General features: G+C 73.8%; 14 protein-coding genes and 1 other RNA gene. 11 read left to right on the forward strand and 4 right to left on the reverse strand.

Annotation, left to right across the window (positions count from 1 at the left end; translation table 11 throughout):
• Nucleotides 1-65: 65 nt before the first annotated feature.
• The gene (locus ACFYUS_RS09780; RefSeq protein ID WP_388847854.1) at nt 66-4,061 is read right to left on the reverse strand and encodes an FHA domain-containing protein; all 3,996 of its coding nucleotides are present in this window, start codon (nt 4,059-4,061) and stop codon (nt 66-68) included.
• 496 nt (nt 4,062-4,557) lie between these two features.
• Between ACFYUS_RS09780 and ACFYUS_RS09785 the strand changes: the two genes are divergently transcribed.
• The 3 genes from ACFYUS_RS09785 (at nt 4,558) to prfB (ending at nt 8,963) form a co-directional block, all read left to right on the forward strand.
• Nucleotides 4,558-6,303, forward strand: coding sequence for a serine/threonine-protein kinase (locus ACFYUS_RS09785; protein WP_388847856.1), 1,746 nt, complete (start codon nt 4,558-4,560; stop codon nt 6,301-6,303).
• A 107-nt stretch (nt 6,304-6,410) separates the two neighbouring features.
• The gene (locus ACFYUS_RS09790; RefSeq protein WP_388847858.1) at nt 6,411-7,649 is read left to right on the forward strand and encodes a serine/threonine-protein kinase; all 1,239 of its coding nucleotides are present in this window, start codon (nt 6,411-6,413) and stop codon (nt 7,647-7,649) included.
• A gap of 210 nt (nt 7,650-7,859) precedes the next feature.
• A complete protein-coding gene (gene prfB, locus ACFYUS_RS09795) occupies nt 7,860-8,963 on the forward strand; it encodes a peptide chain release factor 2 (RefSeq protein WP_388847861.1) in 1,104 nt (367 codons plus the stop codon).
• 233 nt (nt 8,964-9,196) lie between these two features.
• On the opposite strand, the gene ACFYUS_RS09800 is transcribed toward prfB, so the two are convergent.
• Nucleotides 9,197-10,027 (reverse strand): hypothetical protein, encoded by an 831-nt coding sequence (locus ACFYUS_RS09800; RefSeq protein WP_388847864.1) that lies wholly within the window; start codon nt 10,025-10,027, stop codon nt 9,197-9,199.
• 121 nt (nt 10,028-10,148) lie between these two features.
• On the opposite strand from ACFYUS_RS09800, the gene ACFYUS_RS09805 reads away from it, so the two are divergent.
• On the forward strand, nt 10,149-10,346 hold the full coding sequence (locus ACFYUS_RS09805) for an LPXTG cell wall anchor domain-containing protein (protein ID WP_123452838.1): 198 nt from the start codon (nt 10,149-10,151) through the stop codon (nt 10,344-10,346).
• Between the two features lie 89 nt (nt 10,347-10,435).
• Here ACFYUS_RS09805 and ACFYUS_RS09810 read toward each other — a convergent pair whose 3' ends face one another.
• Nucleotides 10,436-10,618, reverse strand: a complete 183-nt coding sequence (locus ACFYUS_RS09810) for a hypothetical protein (RefSeq protein ID WP_388847867.1) — start codon at nt 10,616-10,618, stop codon at nt 10,436-10,438.
• A gap of 235 nt (nt 10,619-10,853) precedes the next feature.
• Between ACFYUS_RS09810 and ftsE the strand changes: the two genes are divergently transcribed.
• The 6 genes from ftsE (at nt 10,854) to ACFYUS_RS09840 (ending at nt 16,011) form a co-directional block, all read left to right on the forward strand.
• Nucleotides 10,854-11,543, forward strand: a complete 690-nt coding sequence (gene ftsE / locus ACFYUS_RS09815; protein ID WP_030692056.1) for a cell division ATP-binding protein FtsE — start codon at nt 10,854-10,856, stop codon at nt 11,541-11,543.
• A 21-nt stretch (nt 11,544-11,564) separates the two neighbouring features.
• On the forward strand, nt 11,565-12,482 hold the full coding sequence (gene ftsX, locus ACFYUS_RS09820; RefSeq protein ID WP_388847870.1) for a permease-like cell division protein FtsX: 918 nt from the start codon (nt 11,565-11,567) through the stop codon (nt 12,480-12,482).
• 78 nt (nt 12,483-12,560) lie between these two features.
• The gene (locus tag ACFYUS_RS09825) at nt 12,561-13,736 is read left to right on the forward strand and encodes a S41 family peptidase (RefSeq protein WP_388847873.1); all 1,176 of its coding nucleotides are present in this window, start codon (nt 12,561-12,563) and stop codon (nt 13,734-13,736) included.
• Nucleotides 13,737-13,754: 18 nt separating this feature from the next.
• Nucleotides 13,755-14,294 carry an SsrA-binding protein SmpB gene (gene smpB, locus ACFYUS_RS09830; RefSeq protein WP_388847876.1) on the forward strand — a complete coding sequence of 180 codons (540 nt, stop codon included), beginning with the start codon at nt 13,755-13,757 and terminating at the stop codon, nt 14,292-14,294.
• Between the two features lie 90 nt (nt 14,295-14,384).
• Nucleotides 14,385-14,778: a transfer-messenger RNA gene (ssrA, locus tag ACFYUS_RS09835) on the forward strand.
• Nucleotides 14,779-14,928: 150 nt separating this feature from the next.
• Nucleotides 14,929-16,011, forward strand: a complete 1,083-nt coding sequence (locus ACFYUS_RS09840) for a hypothetical protein (RefSeq protein WP_388847879.1) — start codon at nt 14,929-14,931, stop codon at nt 16,009-16,011.
• Here ACFYUS_RS09840 and ACFYUS_RS09845 read toward each other — a convergent pair.
• Complete coding sequence (locus tag ACFYUS_RS09845; RefSeq protein ID WP_388847882.1) at nt 16,008-17,276, reverse strand: MFS transporter; 1,269 nt, start codon at nt 17,274-17,276, stop codon at nt 16,008-16,010. The two genes, ACFYUS_RS09840 and ACFYUS_RS09845, sit on opposite strands and share 4 nt — an antisense overlap.
• Nucleotides 17,277-17,359: 83 nt before the next feature.
• On the opposite strand from ACFYUS_RS09845, the gene ACFYUS_RS09850 reads away from it, so the two are divergent.
• Nucleotides 17,360-18,310 carry a LysR family transcriptional regulator gene (locus tag ACFYUS_RS09850; protein ID WP_388847885.1) on the forward strand — a complete coding sequence of 317 codons (951 nt, stop codon included), beginning with the start codon at nt 17,360-17,362 and terminating at the stop codon, nt 18,308-18,310.
• The last annotated feature ends 100 nt before the right edge of the window (nt 18,311-18,410 follow it).

Genomic DNA, 18,410 nt, shown 5'->3' on the forward strand with positions numbered 1-18,410 from the left:
CGCAATACCGCCTCCCCCGTCCTCCGTGGTCAACCGGTCGATCGTGATGGCCTTGTGACGTACCGTCAGCCTCGCGCGGCCGGGGTGAGCGGCGGCACGGGCGTCGCCTCGACCGAGCGCGCCGCCCGGTCCAGCGCGCTCGCCAGGAGCGCCAGGTCCGTCGGACCGTTCCCCAGCTCGCGCACCGGGCGACGGGTCGGCGGATCACCCATCCGCTCCCACTCCAGCGGGACGACCGTCGGACGCAGCGTCGCCGTCCGGGGGATCCGCCCCGTGACCCGGCCCGCCTGGAACGGGGTCACCCGGCCGTCCGGATGCCCGAGCCGCCCCCGCCCCGCCGCCGGCACGTCCGGTCCCGCCGCCACCGGCGGCGCGTCCAGCACGATCCGCAGCCGCGCCCCGTGCGCCAGCTCCGTGTCCGCCGTACGGTCCGGCCGCGCCGAGGTCGCCACGAGGTGCACCCCGAGCCGCTCGCCGTGCCGCGCGACCGCCTCCAGCGCCCGCACGACCGACCCGGCGGCCGGCCGTCCCGGCGCGCCGAGCGCCGGTGCCACCAACGCGTCGAAGTCGTCCACGAGCACGACGAGCCGCGGCAACTGCCCACCCGCCCGCGCCGCCCCCTGCTCCCCGGAGACGGGCCGCGGAATCCGCCCGGCGGCGGCGTCCTCGGAGGCGGGGTGGGGGATGCGGGCGCCGGTCCGCCCGGTGACGTCCTCCGCGCCCGGGTACGGCACGCGGGCGCTGGTACGGCTGCTGACGTCGTCGTCGCCCGTGCGGAGGGTCCTGCTGCTCGGGCGCTCGTCGAGGGCCCCGCCGTCCCGCCGCGGCAGCCGCCCACTGGGCGTATCGGCCAGAAACGCGTCCCCACCGGAGCGCGCCCGCGCCCCGTCCCCGGAGCGGTGGACACGGCCGCTCGCATGGTCCGCGAGATCGCCGGAACGGGGGACCCGCCCACTGGGACGGTCGGCGACGTCACCGGCGCCCGGGTGGGGGACGCGGCTGCTGGTCCGACCGGTGACGTCGTCCGCGCCCGGGTACGGCACGCGGCCGCTGGTGCGGCTGTTGAGGTCGTCGGCGCTGGGGTACGGGACCCGGCCGCTGGACCGGCCGGTCACGTCGTCCGCGCCCGGGTACGGCACCCGGCCGCTGGTCCGGCCCGTCACGTCCTCGGCGCCGGGGTACGGCACGCGCCCGCTCGAACGGCCGGTCACGTCGTCCCCGCGCGGGACGCGGCCGCTGGGGCGGTCCGTGAGGTCGCCGTCGTTCGTGCGGAGGGTGCGGCTGCTCGGGCGGCCGCCGAGGTCTCCCGTGCCGGGGTGGGGGGCACGGCCGCTGGTGCGGCTGTTGAGGTCGTCGGCGCTGGGGTACGGGACCCGGCCGCTGGACCGGCCGGTCACGTCGTCCGCGCCCGGGTGGGGGACGCGGCCGCTGGTCCGGCCCGTCACGTCGTCGGCGCCGGGGTACGGCACGCGTCCGCTGGACCGGCCGGTGACGTCGTCCGCGCCCGCGTACGGCACGCGGCCGCTGCGGGTGCTCGGGAGGGAGCCGATCGTGCCGTCGCCCGTGCGGAGGGTGCGGCCGCTGGGGCGGTCGGGGAGGTCGGTGGTGTCGGGGAGGCGGACGGTGGCGCGGGCGGTCTGGGGGAGGGATTCCGCGGGGCTCGGGGTGCGCTGGCCGATCAGGCGGTCGGTGGTGCGGACCGCTCCCTGGCGGTCGGCGAAGTGGGCGTCGCCCAGGAGTTCGGCGCGGCGCTTGAGCTCGGCGCCCAGGGCCTGGGCGAACGCGCGCATCCGCACCGGGTCGGAGGCGACGAGGTGTTCGGTGACGTGCGGCAGTTCCGTACAGGCGGCGAGGCCTTCGCCGCGCTCGCCGCCCGCGCCCTCGACGAGGAGCAGGCCGAGGCGGTCGGGGCGGCCGCCCGCCGCGAGGGAGGCGGCGATGGAGCGGAGGAGCTCCGTGCGGCCGCTGCCGGCGGGGCCCTCGATCAGGAGGTGGGGGCCCTCCGCCGTGAGGTCCACGGACAGGGGGCCGCGCGGACCCGCGCCGAGGACGGCGGTGCCGTCGCCGGCGGAGGCCCAGCGGGCCATCAGGGAGGCGGGGGTGGCCCGGGCGAGCCCGAGCTCGTCGAGCAGGCGGGCCGACGGGGGCAGCGCGGCGGTCCGGGCGCCCGGCGCCGCCGCCGCCTCCGGGCGGAGCGGGGCGAGGGCCCGGCCGAACCGCTCGGCCCAGGCGACGGAGACCGCGTCGACGACGCCGACGGTGCCGTGGCCCGCGAGCCGCCCGCCGGAGGTCCGGAGCAGCCGCAGCGCCGTCGCCACGTCGCCGCTGAGGAGCGCGGCGGCCCCGCACTCGCGGAAGGCGAGGGAGGCGGCGCACGCGGCCTCGTACGTGGCGGCCACCGGCGAGTCCGGGGTGGCGGAGGGCGCCTCGGCGAGGCAGAGGAGGTGGATGCCGGCCGCCGCGCCGACGCCCGCGAGGCGCGCGACCGTCTCGCGCAGGGTGGCCGTCCCGGGGTCGCCGTCGACGATCACGACCGTCGTCGGCCCGTCGTGGCGGGCCGCGGCGTCGGCGACGGACGCGCGGTCGGCGCTGGGCCAGCCGGGACCGAGGGGGCCGTCGTCGAGCCGCCGGGTCAGCTCGGCCATGCGCGCCTGGGCCTGCTCGCGGTCGTACGCCAGGAGCAGCCGGCAGTCCTGGCCGTGGGCCGGGCGGACGTGCGGGAGCCAGCCGAGCCAGCCCCAGGCGCGCCGCCGCTCCTCCAGGGGCCGGTTCCGGTCGGCGCTGACGAGCACGATCTCCAGGTCGGAGGGGGAGTGCAGGGCGGCGAGCTGGGCCACGACCGAGCGCGTGAGCCCGGCGAGCCGGTCGCCGGGGCCCGCCAGGCCGAGGGAGCCGACCTCGCGCAGGCCGACGGTGACCGGCACGCCGGACAGCTCGGCGCGGTCCGTCGTGCCGAGCCGGACGACCAGCGCCTCGGGGTGGCTCTGGGGCCGCTCCCAGAGCCGGGTCCCGGGGCCGAGGGCGGTGAGCAGGACGGTGGCCGGGTCGGGCCAGGTGTCGGCCACCGGTACGGGGCCGGGGGCGCCGTCCCGCGCGCCGGGGGCGGGCCGGTGGCCGGCGTGCGTGACCGGGGAGGCGTGGACCTCGGCGGTGGGGAGCTCCTCGCGGCCGCCCGCGAGACGCCGGGCCCAGGCGCCGAGCCCGCGCCTGCCGCCGCGCGCGGGCGCGGCCGGAGCCGCGGGCGCCTCGCCCCGGGGGCCGTCGTGCGGCTCGCCGCCGTCGTGGCCGAGGTGGTCGTCGTAGCCGTCGTGGGGGTCCCCCGCGTGCGCGTGGGCCTCGCCGTACGCGATTCCGCGCGCCCCGCCGTGGGTGGCGTCGTCCGCCGGTCCCGGCCGGTCGGGCAGGTCCGTGGCGTGCGCGACCCGCAGGTGGCCCTCGCCGTCCGGAGCCGTCGTCACCGCGTCCGTACCACCGCCGCCGGGGCCCGTGAGGCGGAGGGCGGACTCGCCGAGGCGCAGCAGCGCGCCCGGGCGGAGCGGGACCGGGCGGTCGCCGACGGGCAGGCCGTCGAGCGTCGTCCCGTTCGTGGAGCCGCGGTCGGCGACCGTGACGCGGCCGTCCGCGCCGACGGTCACCGTGCAGTGGGAGCGGGAGACGTCGGGGTCGTCGAGCGGCACGTCGGCGTCGACGGAACGGCCGATTCTGATCGCTCCGCCGTGCAGCAGGTGCACCCCGCCCGCGTCCGGGCCCGCCACCACGTGCAGCCGGGCGGAGGCCGTCTCGTCGGCCCGGTCGTCCGGGCCCGGGACCTGGAGGGAGAGGACCGCGCCGTCGACCAGCGGGGGCTCGCCGAGCACGCAGCGCCGGCCGTCGAGCCGCTCCGCGCCCGCGTAGAGCACGGTCGTGCCCGAGGAGGAGGTGTCGGGGCCGGTGACGGCGGCGGCGAGGTTCGAGGCCACGGCGGCGAGCGCCGTCCCGGCGGGGGCCGTGACGAGCACGTCGCAGGCGCGCCCGGTGCCGTGGCCGGCGTACGGCGCGAGGACGGTCAGCCGGATCTGCATCGCCGTCAGCGGTCCCTTCTGCGAGAGCCGGCCCGGCAGGGGGGAACCGCCCTGTGTCTCCCCCCACCCGGCACGGACGCGTCGCCCGGTACAGGTCGGCACGGCGCGGGGGCTCCCGACCCCGTCGACGCGACGTGCTGGAGGCATCCTCGCACCTGCCGCCGACAACACGCCCGCGGGTCGGCCATAAATGATCTTGAATGGTCGGCCGTGGACGAGAAATGGCCTGGTTGGGCATGTCTTCGGAGCATGCGTGGCAACCGTCGGACTCCGTGGAGCGTCTTCTTCCGGACAAGTTCCGGGCGGGTTCCGTTCGCTCCGGGCCCCCGACGCGGCTCGAACACGGCATCGGAATCGGCCTGTGGACGACCGGCCTGTGACCCGTACGGCGGCACTAAAGTGGGTCGGACACCCGGACGGGTCACAACAGAGGACAGGGACCCCGGGGACACCTCGGGAACCACCCCAGGACCACGATCAGCAGGGAGCGCGTGACGTGCGGCCTATCGGCAGCAAGTACCTGCTCGAGGAGCCGCTCGGCCGCGGCGCCACGGGCACCGTCTGGCGAGCCCGCCAGCGGGAGACGGCGGGCGCCGAGGCGTCCGTGCCCGGCGAGCCCGGCGAGACCGTGGCGATCAAGGTCCTCAAGGAGGAGCTGGCCAACGACGCGGACATCGTCATGCGCTTCCTGCGCGAGCGGTCCGTCCTCCTCCGGCTGACCCACCCCAACATCGTGCGCACCCGCGACCTGGTCGTCGAGGGCGATGTCCTCGCCCTCGTCATGGACCTCGTCGAGGGCCCCGACCTGCACCGGTACATCCGGGAGAGCGGCCCGCTCACCCCGGTCGCCGCCGCCCTCCTCACCGCCCAGATCGCCGACGCGCTCGCCGCCAGCCACGCCGACGGCGTCGTCCACCGCGACCTCAAGCCGGCCAACGTCCTGCTCGCCGAGCACGGCGGCCAGATGCACCCGATGCTGACCGACTTCGGCATCGCGCGCCTCGCGGACTCCCCGGGCCTGACCCGCACCCACGAATTCGTCGGCACGCCCGCGTACGTGGCGCCCGAGTCCGCCGAGGGCCGCCCGCAGACCTCCGCCGTCGACATCTACGGCGCGGGCATCCTCCTCTACGAGCTGGTCACCGGCCGGCCCCCGTTCGCCGGCGGCACCGCCCTGGAGGTCCTCCACCGGCACCTCAGCGAGGAGCCGCGCCGCCCCTCGACCGTGCCCGGACCGCTGTGGACGGTCATAGAGCGCTGCCTCAGCAAGAACCCGGACCAGCGGCCGAGCGCCGTGAACCTCGCGCGCGGCCTGCGCGCGGTCGCCGCCGGCATCGGCGTGCACGCCACGCCCGGCCAGATCGAGGCGGCGGAGGGCGTCGGCGCGCTCCTCGCCCCGGACCCGGCGCCCGCGCCGGTCCCGGCGACCCCGGAGGCGCAGGCCCCGGGCGCCGCCGACCCGACCCAGGTGCTGCCCACCGGCGGTGCCGGTGCCGGTGCCGGGATGCCCCCGCAGTACGACCCCGCCGCCGCGACCAGCGTCATGCCGACCAGCGGCCCGGCCGGCGCCGCCGACCCGACGGCCGTCATGCCCCCCGTGCCGCCGGGCCCTCCCGCGGAGGACCCGCACCCCTGGCAGACCCAGCTGCGGCAGGTCCGCGACCGCAACGAGCAGACCCAGGTGCAGTACCTGGACCCGAGCGACGACCCCCTGCGCCGCCGACCGCAGCGCCAGCCGCAGCAGCCCCAGCAGCCCGGCCCGTACGGTCAGCAGCAGCACGGCCAGCAGCCGCCCCCGCCGTACCAGCAGCCGCGCCCGGCCCCGCAGCGCCCGCCGCAGCCCCAGCCGTACCAGCCGCAGCACCAGCCGCAGCAGTACGCGCCCCCGCCGCCGCCCCCGCAGCAGTACGCCGCCCCGCCCCAGCAGCAGTACCAGCCGCCGCAGCCGCCGCCCCAGGCCCCGGCCCCGGCGCCGCGCGAGCCGCGCCCGCCGCGCCAGCGCAGCGCCAACCCGGTGCACATCCCCGGCCTCGGCTGCCTCAAGGGCTGCCTGATCATGATCGTCCTGTTCGTGATCGGCGGCTGGCTCGTCTGGGAGCTCACCCCGCTCCAGGACTGGGTCGCCCAGGGCAAGGGCTACTGGCAGGCCATCGGCGACGGCATCTCGGCCGTCAGCGACTGGATCTCCTCGATCGGCGATTCCACCGGTTCCGGGGGTACTACCGGCGGTACGGGACAGTAACCCTGCCGATTTGTCGACTTCCGAGGGGTGATTTCCCCTCGGAGGTCGAGACCGGCGGCCGTGGACGCGTAGCTTTGTCGAGAACCGCAGCCGCTGAGGGAGCAGTCTTGGCACGGAACATCGGCAGCCGCTACACCGCCCACCAGATCCTCGGGCGGGGCAGCGCCGGAACGGTGTGGCTCGGCGAGGGACCCGAAGGGCCCGTCGCCGTCAAACTGCTGCGCGAGGACCTGGCGTCCGACCAGGAGCTCGTCGGCCGCTTCGTCCAGGAGCGCACCGCCCTGCTCGGCCTCGACCACCCCCGGGTGGTCAAGGTCCGCGACCTCGTCGTCGACGGCACCGACCTCGCCCTCGTCATGGACCTCGTCCGCGGCACCGACCTGCGCACCCGGCTCGACCGGGAGCGGCGCCTCGCGCCCGAGGCCGCCGTCGCCATCGTCAGGGACGTCGCCGAGGCCCTCGCCGTCGCCCACAAGGCCGGCGTCGTCCACCGGGACGTCAAGCCGGAGAACATCCTGCTCGACATGGAGGGCCCGCTCGGCCCCGGCGGCGCCCACCCCGCCCTCCTCACCGACTTCGGCATCGCCAAGCTGATCGACACCCCCGGCCGCACCAAGGCCACCCGGATCATCGGCACCCCCGACTACCTCGCCCCCGAGATCGTCGAGGGCCTCCCGCCGCGCGCCGCCGTCGACATCTACGCCCTCGCGACCGTCCTGTACGAGCTGCTCGCCGGCTTCACCCCGTTCGGCGGCGGCCACCCCGGCGCCGTCCTGCGCCGCCACGTCACCGAGACCGTCGTCCCGCTGCCCGGCATCCCCGAGGAGCTGTGGCAGCTGATCGTCCAGTGCCTCGCCAAGGCCCCCGCCTCCCGGCTGCGCGCCTCCGAGCTCGCCGCCCGCCTCGGCGACGTCCTGCCGCTGCTCAAGGGCATCCCGCCGCTGGACGTCGACGAGCCCGGCGCGGAGCCGGCCCCGGAGCCGTACGAGGAGGACGCGTACGCCACCGGCACGGGCGCGGGCGAGCCCGCCCCGCGCCGCGCCGCCGTCCCGCTCGTCCCCGGCGCCTCCGCCGACTCCCACCGCGACACCCACACCTCCATGCGGGTCCCGGCCCCCGACGAGCTCTCCGGCGGCCCCCTCGGCACCGCCCGCGCCCCCCGCCCCGCCGGGGCCCGCCGCCCCGGCTCGGCCCGCCACAAGGCCGGCACGGTCCGCAAGAGACGGATCACCCTCGCCGTCGCGGCGGCCCTCCTCGTGGGCGGGCTCGGCGTCGGCGGCTACCTGGCGGCCTCCGGCGACGGGGACGCCCCGCCGCAGGACTCCAAGCAGTCCTCCCGGCCCTAGGGGGTGCCTTGTCGATCAGGCCGGGCTCGCGGCGTCTGGCGCCGCGCCTCGCCGCGTTGTCGTCAGTCGCCGACGCTCCGCGTCGACTCCCTCCTCCGCCTTGCGATGCACGACACCGGACGCCGCTCCCTGATCCGGCCTGATCGACAAGGTACCCCCTAGCCTCAGCCAAAGGTTCGGCTCCAGGCCCGGAGCCGTTACGCTGGACGCGTGGCAGTCGTCGATGTATCCGAAGAGCTGAAGTCCCTCTCCTCGACCATGGGGTCGATCGAGGCCGTCCTGGACCTCGAGAAGCTGAGGGCCGACATCGCCGTGCTCGAAGAGCAGGCCGCGGCCCCGTCCCTGTGGGACGACCCGGAGGCGGCGCAGAAGATCACGAGCAAGCTTTCGCACCTCCAGGCCGAGGTCCGCAAGGCCGAGACCCTGCGCGGCCGGATCGACGACCTCGCGGTGCTCTTCGAGCTCGCCGAGGAGATGGACGACCCGGACACCCTCGCCGAGGCCGAGACGGAGCTGACCTCCGTCCGCAAGGCCCTCGACGAGATGGAGGTCCGCACCCTCCTGTCCGGCGAGTACGACGAGCGCGAGGCCCTGGTCAACATCCGGGCCGAGGCCGGCGGCGTCGACGCCTCCGACTTCGCCGAGCGGCTCCAGCGCATGTACCTGCGCTGGGCGGAGCGCCACGGCTACCCGACGGAGATCTACGAGACCTCGTACGCGGAAGAGGCGGGCATCAAGTCCACCACCTTCGTCGTGAAGGCCCCGTACGCCTACGGCACGCTCTCCGTCGAGCAGGGCACCCACCGGCTCGTCCGCATCTCGCCCTTCGACAACCAGGGCCGCCGCCAGACCTCCTTCGCCGGCGTCGAGATCCTCCCTGTCGTCGAGTCCTCGGACCACGTCGAGATCGAGGAGTCGGACCTCCGCGTCGACGTGTACCGCGCCTCGGGCCCCGGCGGCCAGGGCGTCAACACGACCGACTCGGCCGTGCGCATCACGCACCTCCCGACCGGCATCGTCGTCTCCTGCCAGAACGAGCGCTCCCAGATCCAGAACAAGGCGAGCGCCATGAACGTCCTCCAGGCCAAGCTCCTGGAGCGCCAGCGCCAGGAGGAGCGCGCCAAGATGGACGCCCTCAAGGACAGCGGCAGCTCCTGGGGCAACCAGATGCGTTCCTACGTGCTCCACCCGTACCAGATGGTCAAGGACCTCCGTACGGAGTTCGAGGTCGGCAACCCGCAGTCCGTCCTGGACGGCGAGATCGACGGCTTCCTGGAGGCGGGCATCCGCTGGCGCAAGCAGCAGGAGAAGTAACCTCCTCGGTCGTACGAGTCCGGGCCCCGCACCTTTGGTGCGGGGCCCGGTGCCGTTCCGTGACCTCCCGTGGATTCGCTGCCGCAAGCGGAAGCGAGGCCGTCGGGGCGCTTTGTCGACAAGGGAACTGCCGTCGCCGGGCCCGGAGTTCCGGGTTTACGTCACAGTTGCATCGTCGCATGTCGGTCAGCTGGTGATCTTTCGGGCATCGCACGCGCAACGACCTTGACGCCTCATCGGAAACTCGGAAGGGTGGCGTACTGGCATGCGCTTTTCTGGGACGCGTGTGAACGGGGGCCGGTCCAGTGATTCCGTCGCCCCTGCTGCGCGGGGCCCGAGCGCTGCCCCATGACGAGATGAGCTACTGGGGGTAGCAGCCAGATGACCAACAAGACGCGAGTCCGCCTGGTGCGGGTCGCGGCCAGTGCCGTGATCATCGCCGGTGCGTCCCTGACGGCGGCCGGTGCCGCGCAGGCCGTCGGCGGATTCGGAACCAGCCAGACCCAGGACGCGGGCCTCGGCATCCAGGACGCCCTGGAAGGCGAGGAGGACACCGGCGACTCGAGCCTCGGCCAGATCAGCGGCGCCGCCACGACGACCACGTCGACGGGCGACGCGTCCTCGTCGGCGGCCGATTCGTCCGCCACGTCGACGGACTCGTCCGCCACGTCGACGGACTCCTCGTCCTCGGCGACGGACTCGTCCGCGACGTCGACCGACTCGTCGTCCTCGGCGACGGACTCGTCCGCCACGTCGACGGACTCCTCGTCCTCGGCGACGGACTCGTCCTCTTCGTCGACCGACTCGTCCTCGTCGAGCGACTCGTCCTCTTCGTCGACCGACTCGTCGTCCTCGGCGACGGACTCGTCCGCGACGTCGACGGACTCGTCCTCGTCGAGCGACTCCTCGTCCTCGAACTCGTCGAGCAACTCGTCGTCGAACTCGTCGAGCAACTCGTCGTCGAACTCGTCGAGTAACTCCTCGTCGAACTCGTCCTCGTCGTCGAGTGACTCCTCGTCCTCGAACTCGAGCAACTCGTCCTCGACGTCGCAGACCTCGGGCAACAACTCGTCCTCGACGTCCTCCTCGTCGAACGGTCAGCAGACCTCGTCGGGCACCACGGGCGGCCCGTCCACCGACGGTGGCGCCGGCACCTGCACCGTCGACCTCGACGGCGCCGAGTGCGTGGACACCCCGAACAACGCCGACCCGAACCAGGGCGGCTCGCAGCCCGTCCAGCAGGGTGAGGCGAAGGAGGAGCTCGCCGAGACCGGTGCGGCCGAGACCTCGTTCCTGATCATCGGTGCCGCGACGATGATCGCCGGCGGCATCGGCTTCCGGATGCTGCCGCGTCTCGTGGGCGGCGGTCGCGCCGCCGTCTGAGGCGCGTGACGCATGACGAAGGGCCGGGGAGCGGTCTCCCCGGCCCTTTCGTGTGGTTCCGGCTCGTGTGGGCTGCGTACGCCCTCCGGTCAGGCCGCCTGGATCGCGGCGAGCAGCGCTATCGCGGCCAGCAGCGCGATCGCGAGCGTCAGCAGCATCGTGGGGGACAGCCCCTGGGGGGACAGTCGCTCCCGGTTGGCGCGGCAGACGGGGCAGCGGCCCTCGGCGACCGGGGCCGCGCAGTTGGCGCACACCAGTCGGTCGTAGGTCATGCGCTCTCCTCCTCCCGCACTGGGGTACACACCAGGACAACGTCCGGAGGGATCCGGACGTTCCCCCTACCACTGTGCCAGCTTCCGGGCGTTTCGGCGCGCCCCGCCGGATCGGCGGCCTTCCTCCTCCGGGGGCGAAAAGGATAAACGTCGCAAGTCAGGACCGCGACTGCGCGGGCCATCCCCGGTCGCGTAAGGTCACGCACACCTACTCCCGGCCGACCGTGGTGCATCCGTGATCCGATTCGACAACGTCTCCAAGTCCTATCCGAAGCAGAGCCGCCCCGCGCTCCGGGACGTCTCCCTGGAGATCGAGAAGGGGGAGTTCGTCTTCCTCGTCGGCTCCTCCGGCTCCGGAAAGTCGACTTTCCTGCGACTGCTCCTGCGTGAGGAGCGCGCCAGCCAGGGCCAGGTGCACGTCCTCGGCAAGGACCTGGCCCGGCTCTCCAACTGGAAGGTGCCGCAGATGCGGCGCCAGCTGGGCACGGTCTTCCAGGACTTCCGCCTGCTGCCCAACAAGACCGTCGCCGAGAACGTGGCCTTCGCGCAGGAGGTCATCGGCAAGCCGCGCGGCGAGATCCGCAAGGCCGTGCCGCAGGTGCTCGACCTGGTCGGGCTCGGCGGCAAGGAGGACCGGATGCCGGGCGAGCTCTCCGGTGGTGAGCAGCAGCGCGTCGCCATCGCCCGCGCGTTCGTCAACCGGCCGATGCTGCTGATCGCCGACGAGCCCACCGGCAACCTCGACCCGCAGACCTCCGTCGGCATCATGAAGCTGCTCGACCGGATCAACAGGACAGGGACCACCGTCGTCATGGCGACCCACGACCAGAACATCGTCGACCAGATGCGCAAGCGCGTCATCGAGCTCGAAAAGGGCCGCCTCGTCCGCGACCAGGCGCGCGGCGTCTACGGCTACCAGCACTGACGGCGGGGGATCCAGAACACCATGCGCGCTCAGTTCGTGCTCTCGGAGATCGGCGTCGGTCTCCGTCGCAACCTGACGATGACCTTCGCCGTCATCGTCTCCGTGGCCCTCTCGCTCGCCCTCTTCGGCGGTGCGCTGCTCATGCGCGAGCAGGTCAGCACGATGAAGGACTACTGGTACGACAAGGTCAACGTCTCCATCTTCCTCTGCAACAAGGCGGACGCGGCCTCGGCGGGCAAGTGCTCCAAGGGCGCCGTCACCGGCCAGCAGAAGGAGCAGATCGAGGCCGATCTGAAGAAGATGGACATCGTCGAGTCCGTCCAGCACGAGACGGCCGACCAGGCGTTCAAGCACTACAAGGAGCAGTACGGCGACACCGCCATCGCCTCCGTGGTGACGCCGGACCAGATGCAGGAGTCGTTCCGGGTCAAGCTCAAGGACCCGGAGAAGTACAAGGTCGTCGCCACGGCCTTCGCCGGCCGTGACGGCGTCGAGTCGGTCCAGGACCAGCGGAACATCCTGCAGAACCTCTTCGACCTGATGAACGGCATGAACATCGCCGCGCTCGGCGTCATGGGCCTGATGCTGATCATCGCGCTGATGCTGATCGTCAACACCGTCCGCGTCTCTGCCTTCAGCCGCCGCCGCGAGACCGGCATCATGCGGCTCGTCGGCGCGTCCAGTTTCTACATCCAGATGCCGTTCATCATGGAGGCCGCCTTCGCCGGTCTCCTCGGCGGCGGCGTCGCCTGCGTGCTGCTGCTCGTCGGCCGGTACTTCCTGATCGACCACGGCATCGCGCTCGCCGACAAGATGCAGCTGGTCAACTTCATCGGCTGGGACGCCGTCCTCGCCAAGCTGCCGCTGGTGATCGCCATCGGGCTCCTCATGCCCGCCGTGGCCGCTTTCATCGCGCTGCGCAAGTACCTGAAGGTTTGACAAGACACCTCTGATGGCGGATGGCGTCGTTCGGGCAAAGCCCGTGCGGCGCCTTTCGCTTGTCCTAGAGTGGGCGCCATGCCGGCCGGGCCCGCACCCTTCTGTATCCGGCCCCGCGGAGTGCTCCGTGGGGCCGTTCTGACGTTGGTCTTCACGGGGGTGCTCGCCACCGCGGCGGCCACCGGGGCGCTGCCGCGGCAGGAGTCGGCGGGGGCGGAGCGGCGGGCTCCGGTGCGTGCGCCGGGCGGGGCGACGGTGGACGGTGCGGCGCTGAGCCGGGCGGCCGCGGCGGCCATGGCGGACGGGAAGTCGGGGAAGCAGGCGGCGGAGGAGTTCGTCAGCCGCAGCGGGGACCGCTGGGGGGCGGTGTACGACAAGAAGGAGTACGCCGAGTTCGAGCAGGCCCTCGACGGTGCCTATACCGGGGTCGGTCTCTCCGCGGGGCGGTCCGGGGAGGGCGGGGTGCGGGTGACGCGGGTGCGGCCCGGGGGGCCCGCCGAGCGGGCCGGGCTGAGGGCCGGTGACCGGCTGGTGTCCGTCGACGGGCGGTCGGTCGAGGGGCTCTCCGTCTCCGAGGTGGTCTCGCTGCTGAGGGGCGACGGCGTGCCCGGCTCGGCCGTGGAGCTGCGCGTCGGGCGCGGCCGGGCCGTCTGGACGCAGAGGCTGCGCAGGGCCCGGCTGGCGACGGACCCGGTGACCGTGCGCCGCCTCGACGACGGGGCCGTGCTGATCAGGGTCGCCGCCTTCACGAAGGGCGCGGGCACGCGCGTGCGTGACGCGGTACGGGCCGCGCCGGCCGGCGCCGGGGTCCTCCTGGACCTGCGCGGCAACTCCGGCGGCCTGGTCGAGGAGGCCGCCGTCGCCGCCTCCGCCTTCCTCGACGGCGGGCTGGTCGCCACGTACGACGTGGACGGCGAGCAGCGGGCCGTGTACGCGGAGGGCGGCGGCGACACCGGCAGGCCGCTGGTGGCGCTGATCGACGGGGGCACGATGAGCGCGGCCGAGCTGCTCACGGGCGCCCTCCAGGACCGGGGCCGGGCGGTCACCGTCGGTTCGCGGACCTTCGGCAAGGGGTCGGTGCAGATGCCGAGCGCCCTGCCCGACGGTTCCGTCGCCGAGCTGACCGTCGGCCACTACCGCACCCCCGCGGGGCACGCCGTCGACGGCCGCGGCATCATGCCGGACCTGGCGGCGGGGGACGGGGCCGAGGAGCGGGCGAGAACGGTATTGAGTGGCCTCGGAGGGGGCTCGTAGTGCGAAAATGGCCGCACTATGGCAAAGGGACTCGTGAACGTGCAGGGCAAGCCTGCGAAGAAGGCATCGGACAAGGCGCCTGAGCGCAAGCTCATCGCGCAGAACAAGAAGGCGCGGCACGACTACCACATCATCGACACCTACGAGTGCGGTGTGGTGCTCATGGGCACCGAGGTGAAGTCGCTGCGCATGGGCCGGGCCTCGCTGGTCGACGGCTTCGTCCAGATCGACGGCCACGAGGCGTGGCTGCACAACATCCACGTGCCCGAGTACATGCAGGGCAGCTGGACCAACCACCACGCGAAGCGGAAGCGGAAGCTGCTGCTGCACCGGGCCGAGATCGACAAGCTGGAGTCGAAGTCGCAGGAGACGGGTCACACGATCGTGCCCCTCTCGCTGTACTTCCTGAACGGCCGGGTGAAGTGCGAGATCGCGCTCGCCAAGGGCAAGAAGGAGTACGACAAGCGGCAGACCCTGCGGGAGAAGCAGGACACGCGCGAGACGAACCGGGCGATCGCGGCGGCCAAGCGGCGGCAGCGGGCGGCCCAGGTCGCGTAGCGGCGGTTAATGTGCTGGCGACGGCCCCCGTCGGTCACGTACGATGGGAACCAGCACCCCGAGAGGGTGCGTCCTTTGAAAAAACAACATGGGGATGATCGGTTTCGACAGCGGATGTCGAAGCAGTGGGAAGCGTGTCGAGGAAGCGGCAATGATCTCGTAAACCATATGTCGCAACCAATAATCGCCAACACCAAGAGCGATAACTCCCGCTTCGCCCTCGCTGCCTAATTTTAGGTAACGACAAGAAGCCTCTGTGAGGAGCGTCAGCCCGGGGGTGGTCCCGACCCGGATCCTGGCGTCATTTAGGGATCTAAACCTCCAGCCCCGGTCACGGGGGTTGGGGGGAAATCAAACAGTGGCTGAGCCCGTTCCGGACTTGTCTGGGTGATCCGGAGGGCTGAGAAACTCGTACCAGACTGCACACGGAGAAGCCCTGATTCCGCACCGTTGGACGCGGGTTCGATTCCCGCCATCTCCACTCATCCCATGTGGGCGAAGGCCCGGTGGTCGCGCGAGCGACTGCCGGGCCTTCGTCATGCCTGCCGTGCCGTCGGCCCCCTTGTGGGCTTGGTCTGGACCTGACACTCTGCGGGTCGCCGCCCCCCACGCCACGGCATCCCCGGAGGTACGTATGCGTCACAGACCCCTCGCGGTCCTGCTCATGCTCCTCGCCCTCCTCGTCCCCGCCACCCTGCCCGCCGGAGCCGCCGCGCCCGCGCCCGTGCAGGTCTACGGCGCCTGGCACTGCGGGGACGACTACTGCACCTGGTCCACCGTCCGCGACGTCGCCGAGTTCGACGCCAAGAACCACTGGCTGGTCGACCGCGGCGACGGACGGCCCTCCGTCAACCTGGTCGTCCTCAGCTTCGTCGACCCGCTCGAGCTGCTGCACCGCACCACCGACGCCACCACGGCGAACGGCGTCCCCGTCGGCATGAGCCGCGAGATCGTCCAGTACTTCACCTCGCGCGGGATCCGCGTGATGCTGTCGATCGGCGGGATCACGTACACCGACGCCTGGGACGCGGCCCTCGCCGAGAACGCCACGCAGCTGGGGCTGAACGCGGCCGCCGTCGCCGCCGACCTCGGGGTCGGCATCGAGATCGACTACGAGCAGAACACCGGCCCGAACCTCACCGGGCTCCAGGCCTTCATCGACGCCTACCGGTCCGTCCACCCCTACGACGCCTCCGGCACGCGGCCGGCCGCGCGGCTCACCATCGACACCGCCGCCGGTGACCGCTGGCTCATCGACCTCAACCGCAAGGCCACGGCCGACTGGCTGCGCACCGACACCCCCGTGCTCGACTACGCCAACGCGATGGTGCCCGCCCGGCCCGCCTCGGCGAGCTCGCACATCGCGAACTGGCAGGAGCACCTCGACGGCAAGTCCCAGTTCTCCCCGCCGGTCGCCCCGCTCGCCCCCGCCAAGCTCACCGCCGGGCTGTACCTGGCGTACGGGCGCAGCCCGCTGCCCGAGTGCGTCGACTTCGCGAACTCGCTCCAGAAGGCGACCGGGGACTGGGTGCGCGGCGCGGCGCCCCACGGGGCCGGGACCACCCCGGGGCTCCTCGGCTACATGTTCTGGGCCGCCGAGAAGCCGTCCACGCGCGGCCTCGGCACCCAGGAGCCCGACGGCTGCGAGGGCGGCGCCGGGGCCGGCGCGACCGCGTACGGGGTGCAGGTGCCGATGGCGCCGCTGCGGCAGGGCTAGGACCCGACCGGTGTGCGGCGGCCCACCCCGGTCGCCGTGCACAGGGCGAAGGCCGTCGCCGCCGCCGTCACCGGGATCAGGAACCCGAAGGAGGCGAAGGGGGCGTGGTCGGCGGCCCAGCCGCCCGTCGCCGAGCCGGTCGCGATGCCCGCCAGGAGGGCGGTCACGGCGAGGCTCATGCCCTCGTTGAGCTGGGCGGGCGGGGTGAGGCGCTGGACCAGGCCCATGCCCGTCACCATCGTCGGCGCCGTCGCCATGCCCGCCACCAGGAGGCCGGCGGCCAGGGCGGGCAGGAAGCCCGTCGAGGCCGCCAGCAGGGGCATCGCCATCAGGACGGTCATCGCGGCCAGGCAGGTGCGCAGGCGGGCGGCGCGGCGGGCGCGGCCGTAGAGCAGGCCCGCCGCGCAGGAGCCCGCCGCCTGGAGGGCGAGGACCGGCCCCGCGACGGGCCCGTCCACGTACGCCAGGGTCACCACCTCCATCGAGCCGAAGACGGCCCCCGTGGCGAGGAAGACCGCGAGGAGCGGCGCCATGCCGGGGGCCCGCAGCGGGGAGCCCGAGGCGGTGCGGGGGGCGACCGGCGGTTCGGTGGAGCGCTGGGCGGCGAAGAGCAGGACACCGCCGAGGAAGAGCGCCCCGGCGGCGAGCGTGCCCGCCTCGGGGAAGAGCGCCGAGCAGAGGACGGCGGCCAGCACCGGGCCGAGCACGTAGCAGAGTTCGTCGGCGGCCTGCTCGAAGGCGTTCGCGGTGTGCAGCGCGTCCGGGTCGTCCCGGAGGAGGTGCGCCCAGCGGGCCCGGGACATCCCGCCCGTGTTCGGGGTGGTGGCGGTGAGGGCGGCGGTGAGGAAGAGCGCCCAGACCGGGGCCTTCGCGTGGACGCAGAGCACCAGGACCAGACTGCCGAGGACCGCGTAGGCGGTGGCCGGGACCGCGACCCCGGCCTGCCCGTACCGGTCGACGAGCCGGGCGATCAGCGGGCCGGTGACGGAGCCGACGGCGAGACCGGTGGCGGTGACCGCGCCGGCCAGGGCGTACGAGCCGTACGCCGCCGAGATCATGATCACGGCGCTCACGCCGAACATCCCCATGGGCAGTCGGGCGATCAGGTTCCCGGCGGTGAAGGCGCGGGTGCCGGGGAGGGCGAAGAGGCGGAGGTAGGGGTTGGCGGGGAGGGCGCGGGGGCCCCGGTCGTGGTGACGGGGGGCTCGGTAGCGGGGGGCGAGGGCCGGGCCCGCCGGGGTGAGGGTGAGGTCCGGTTGCGGCATGGACCAAGGGTCGGTCGGCACGATCCCGCCGGTCCAACACCTACGCGGTGGTGATTCACGCGTCTGTGTTGTTGACTGCGACGATGTCCGTCGACCCGCGTCTGCTGCGCGCCTTCACCGCCGTCGCCGAAGAGCTGCACTTCACCCGTGCCGCCGCCCGCCTCTACCTCGCCCAGCAGGCCCTCAGCCGAGACATCCGGCGCCTGGAGCGCGAGTTGGGCGCCGAGCTCTTCGTGCGGACCACCCGGCAGGTCGCCCTCACCCCCGACGGCGAACGCCTCCTCCCGTACGCCCGCCGGGTGCTGGCCGCCCACGACGAGCTGGACGAGGCCTTCCGCGCCGTGCCCCGGCCGCTCCTCGTCGACCTCAACAGCCCCGACCTCGTCCACGAGCGCGTCCTCCGCCGGGCCCGCGAACTCGCCCCGGAACAGGAGCTGATGGCCCGCTACGAGAGCGGACTCACCGGCGCCGTACGGGAGATCCTCGCCGGTCGGATCGACACCTCCTTCGGCCGGTACGGAGGACTCGACGCCCGGCTCAGGGCCCGGCTCGACTCCCAGTTCGTCCGGTACGAGCCGATGGCCGTCGTCCTCCCCGAGGACCACCCGCTCGCCGCCCTGCCCGAGGTGCCGCTCGCCCGGCTCGCCGGCGAGCGGATCTACGCCGGGGCCGGGAACGACCGCACACCCGAGTGGACCGACCTCGCCGCCCGCCTCTTCGCCGGCCGGGGCATCGAGATCGCGCCGCCCGCGCCGCTCGCGGTCGGCCGCCAGGAGTTCCGCCGGCTCATGGCCAAGCACCGCCACCCGGTCCTCGCCGTCGTCGGCTTCCCGCCCATGCCGGACTGCGTCACCCGGCCGCTCGTCGACCCCGTCCCCCTCTCGCCGGTGAGCCTGGTGTGGCGCAAGGGACTCCGCCACCCCGGCCTGGACGCCCTGCGCCGGGCGGCGACGGAGCTGGGCGCCCGGGAAGGCTGGCTGGAACGCCCGCCCGGCTCCTGGCTCCCCGAGGAGGAGCCCGGCCTGCCCGCGTAGGCGGCCCGCACAGGGGGAGCCCGGCCTGCCCGCATAGGCCCGCACGCCCAGGGGCGCTCACAGGGCCCGCGCGCTCCGGGTGAGAGCAAGGTTCCGTCAC

The sequence above is a fragment of the Streptomyces sp. NPDC004284 genome, from assembly GCF_042874035.1.
In the GTDB taxonomy this organism is placed as follows: domain Bacteria; phylum Actinomycetota; class Actinomycetes; order Streptomycetales; family Streptomycetaceae; genus Streptomyces.

Bases quoted from the DNA above. Each gene is read 5' to 3' on its own strand.
- ACFYUS_RS09780 (WP_388847854.1), bottom strand. From the start codon at position 4,061: ATGCAGATCCGGCTGACCGTCCTCGCGCCGTACGCCGGCCACGGCACC.
- ACFYUS_RS09810 (WP_388847867.1), bottom strand. From the start codon at position 10,618: ATGACCTACGACCGACTGGTGTGCGCCAACTGCGCGGCCCCGGTCGCC.
- ftsX (WP_388847870.1), top strand. From the start codon at position 11,565: ATGCGCGCTCAGTTCGTGCTCTCGGAGATCGGCGTCGGTCTCCGTCGC.
- ACFYUS_RS09825 (WP_388847873.1), top strand. From the start codon at position 12,561: ATGCCGGCCGGGCCCGCACCCTTCTGTATCCGGCCCCGCGGAGTGCTC.
- smpB (WP_388847876.1), top strand. From the start codon at position 13,755: ATGGCAAAGGGACTCGTGAACGTGCAGGGCAAGCCTGCGAAGAAGGCA.
- ACFYUS_RS09840 (WP_388847879.1), top strand. From the start codon at position 14,929: ATGCGTCACAGACCCCTCGCGGTCCTGCTCATGCTCCTCGCCCTCCTC.
- ACFYUS_RS09845 (WP_388847882.1), bottom strand. From the start codon at position 17,276: ATGCCGCAACCGGACCTCACCCTCACCCCGGCGGGCCCGGCCCTCGCC.
- ACFYUS_RS09850 (WP_388847885.1), top strand. From the start codon at position 17,360: ATGTCCGTCGACCCGCGTCTGCTGCGCGCCTTCACCGCCGTCGCCGAA.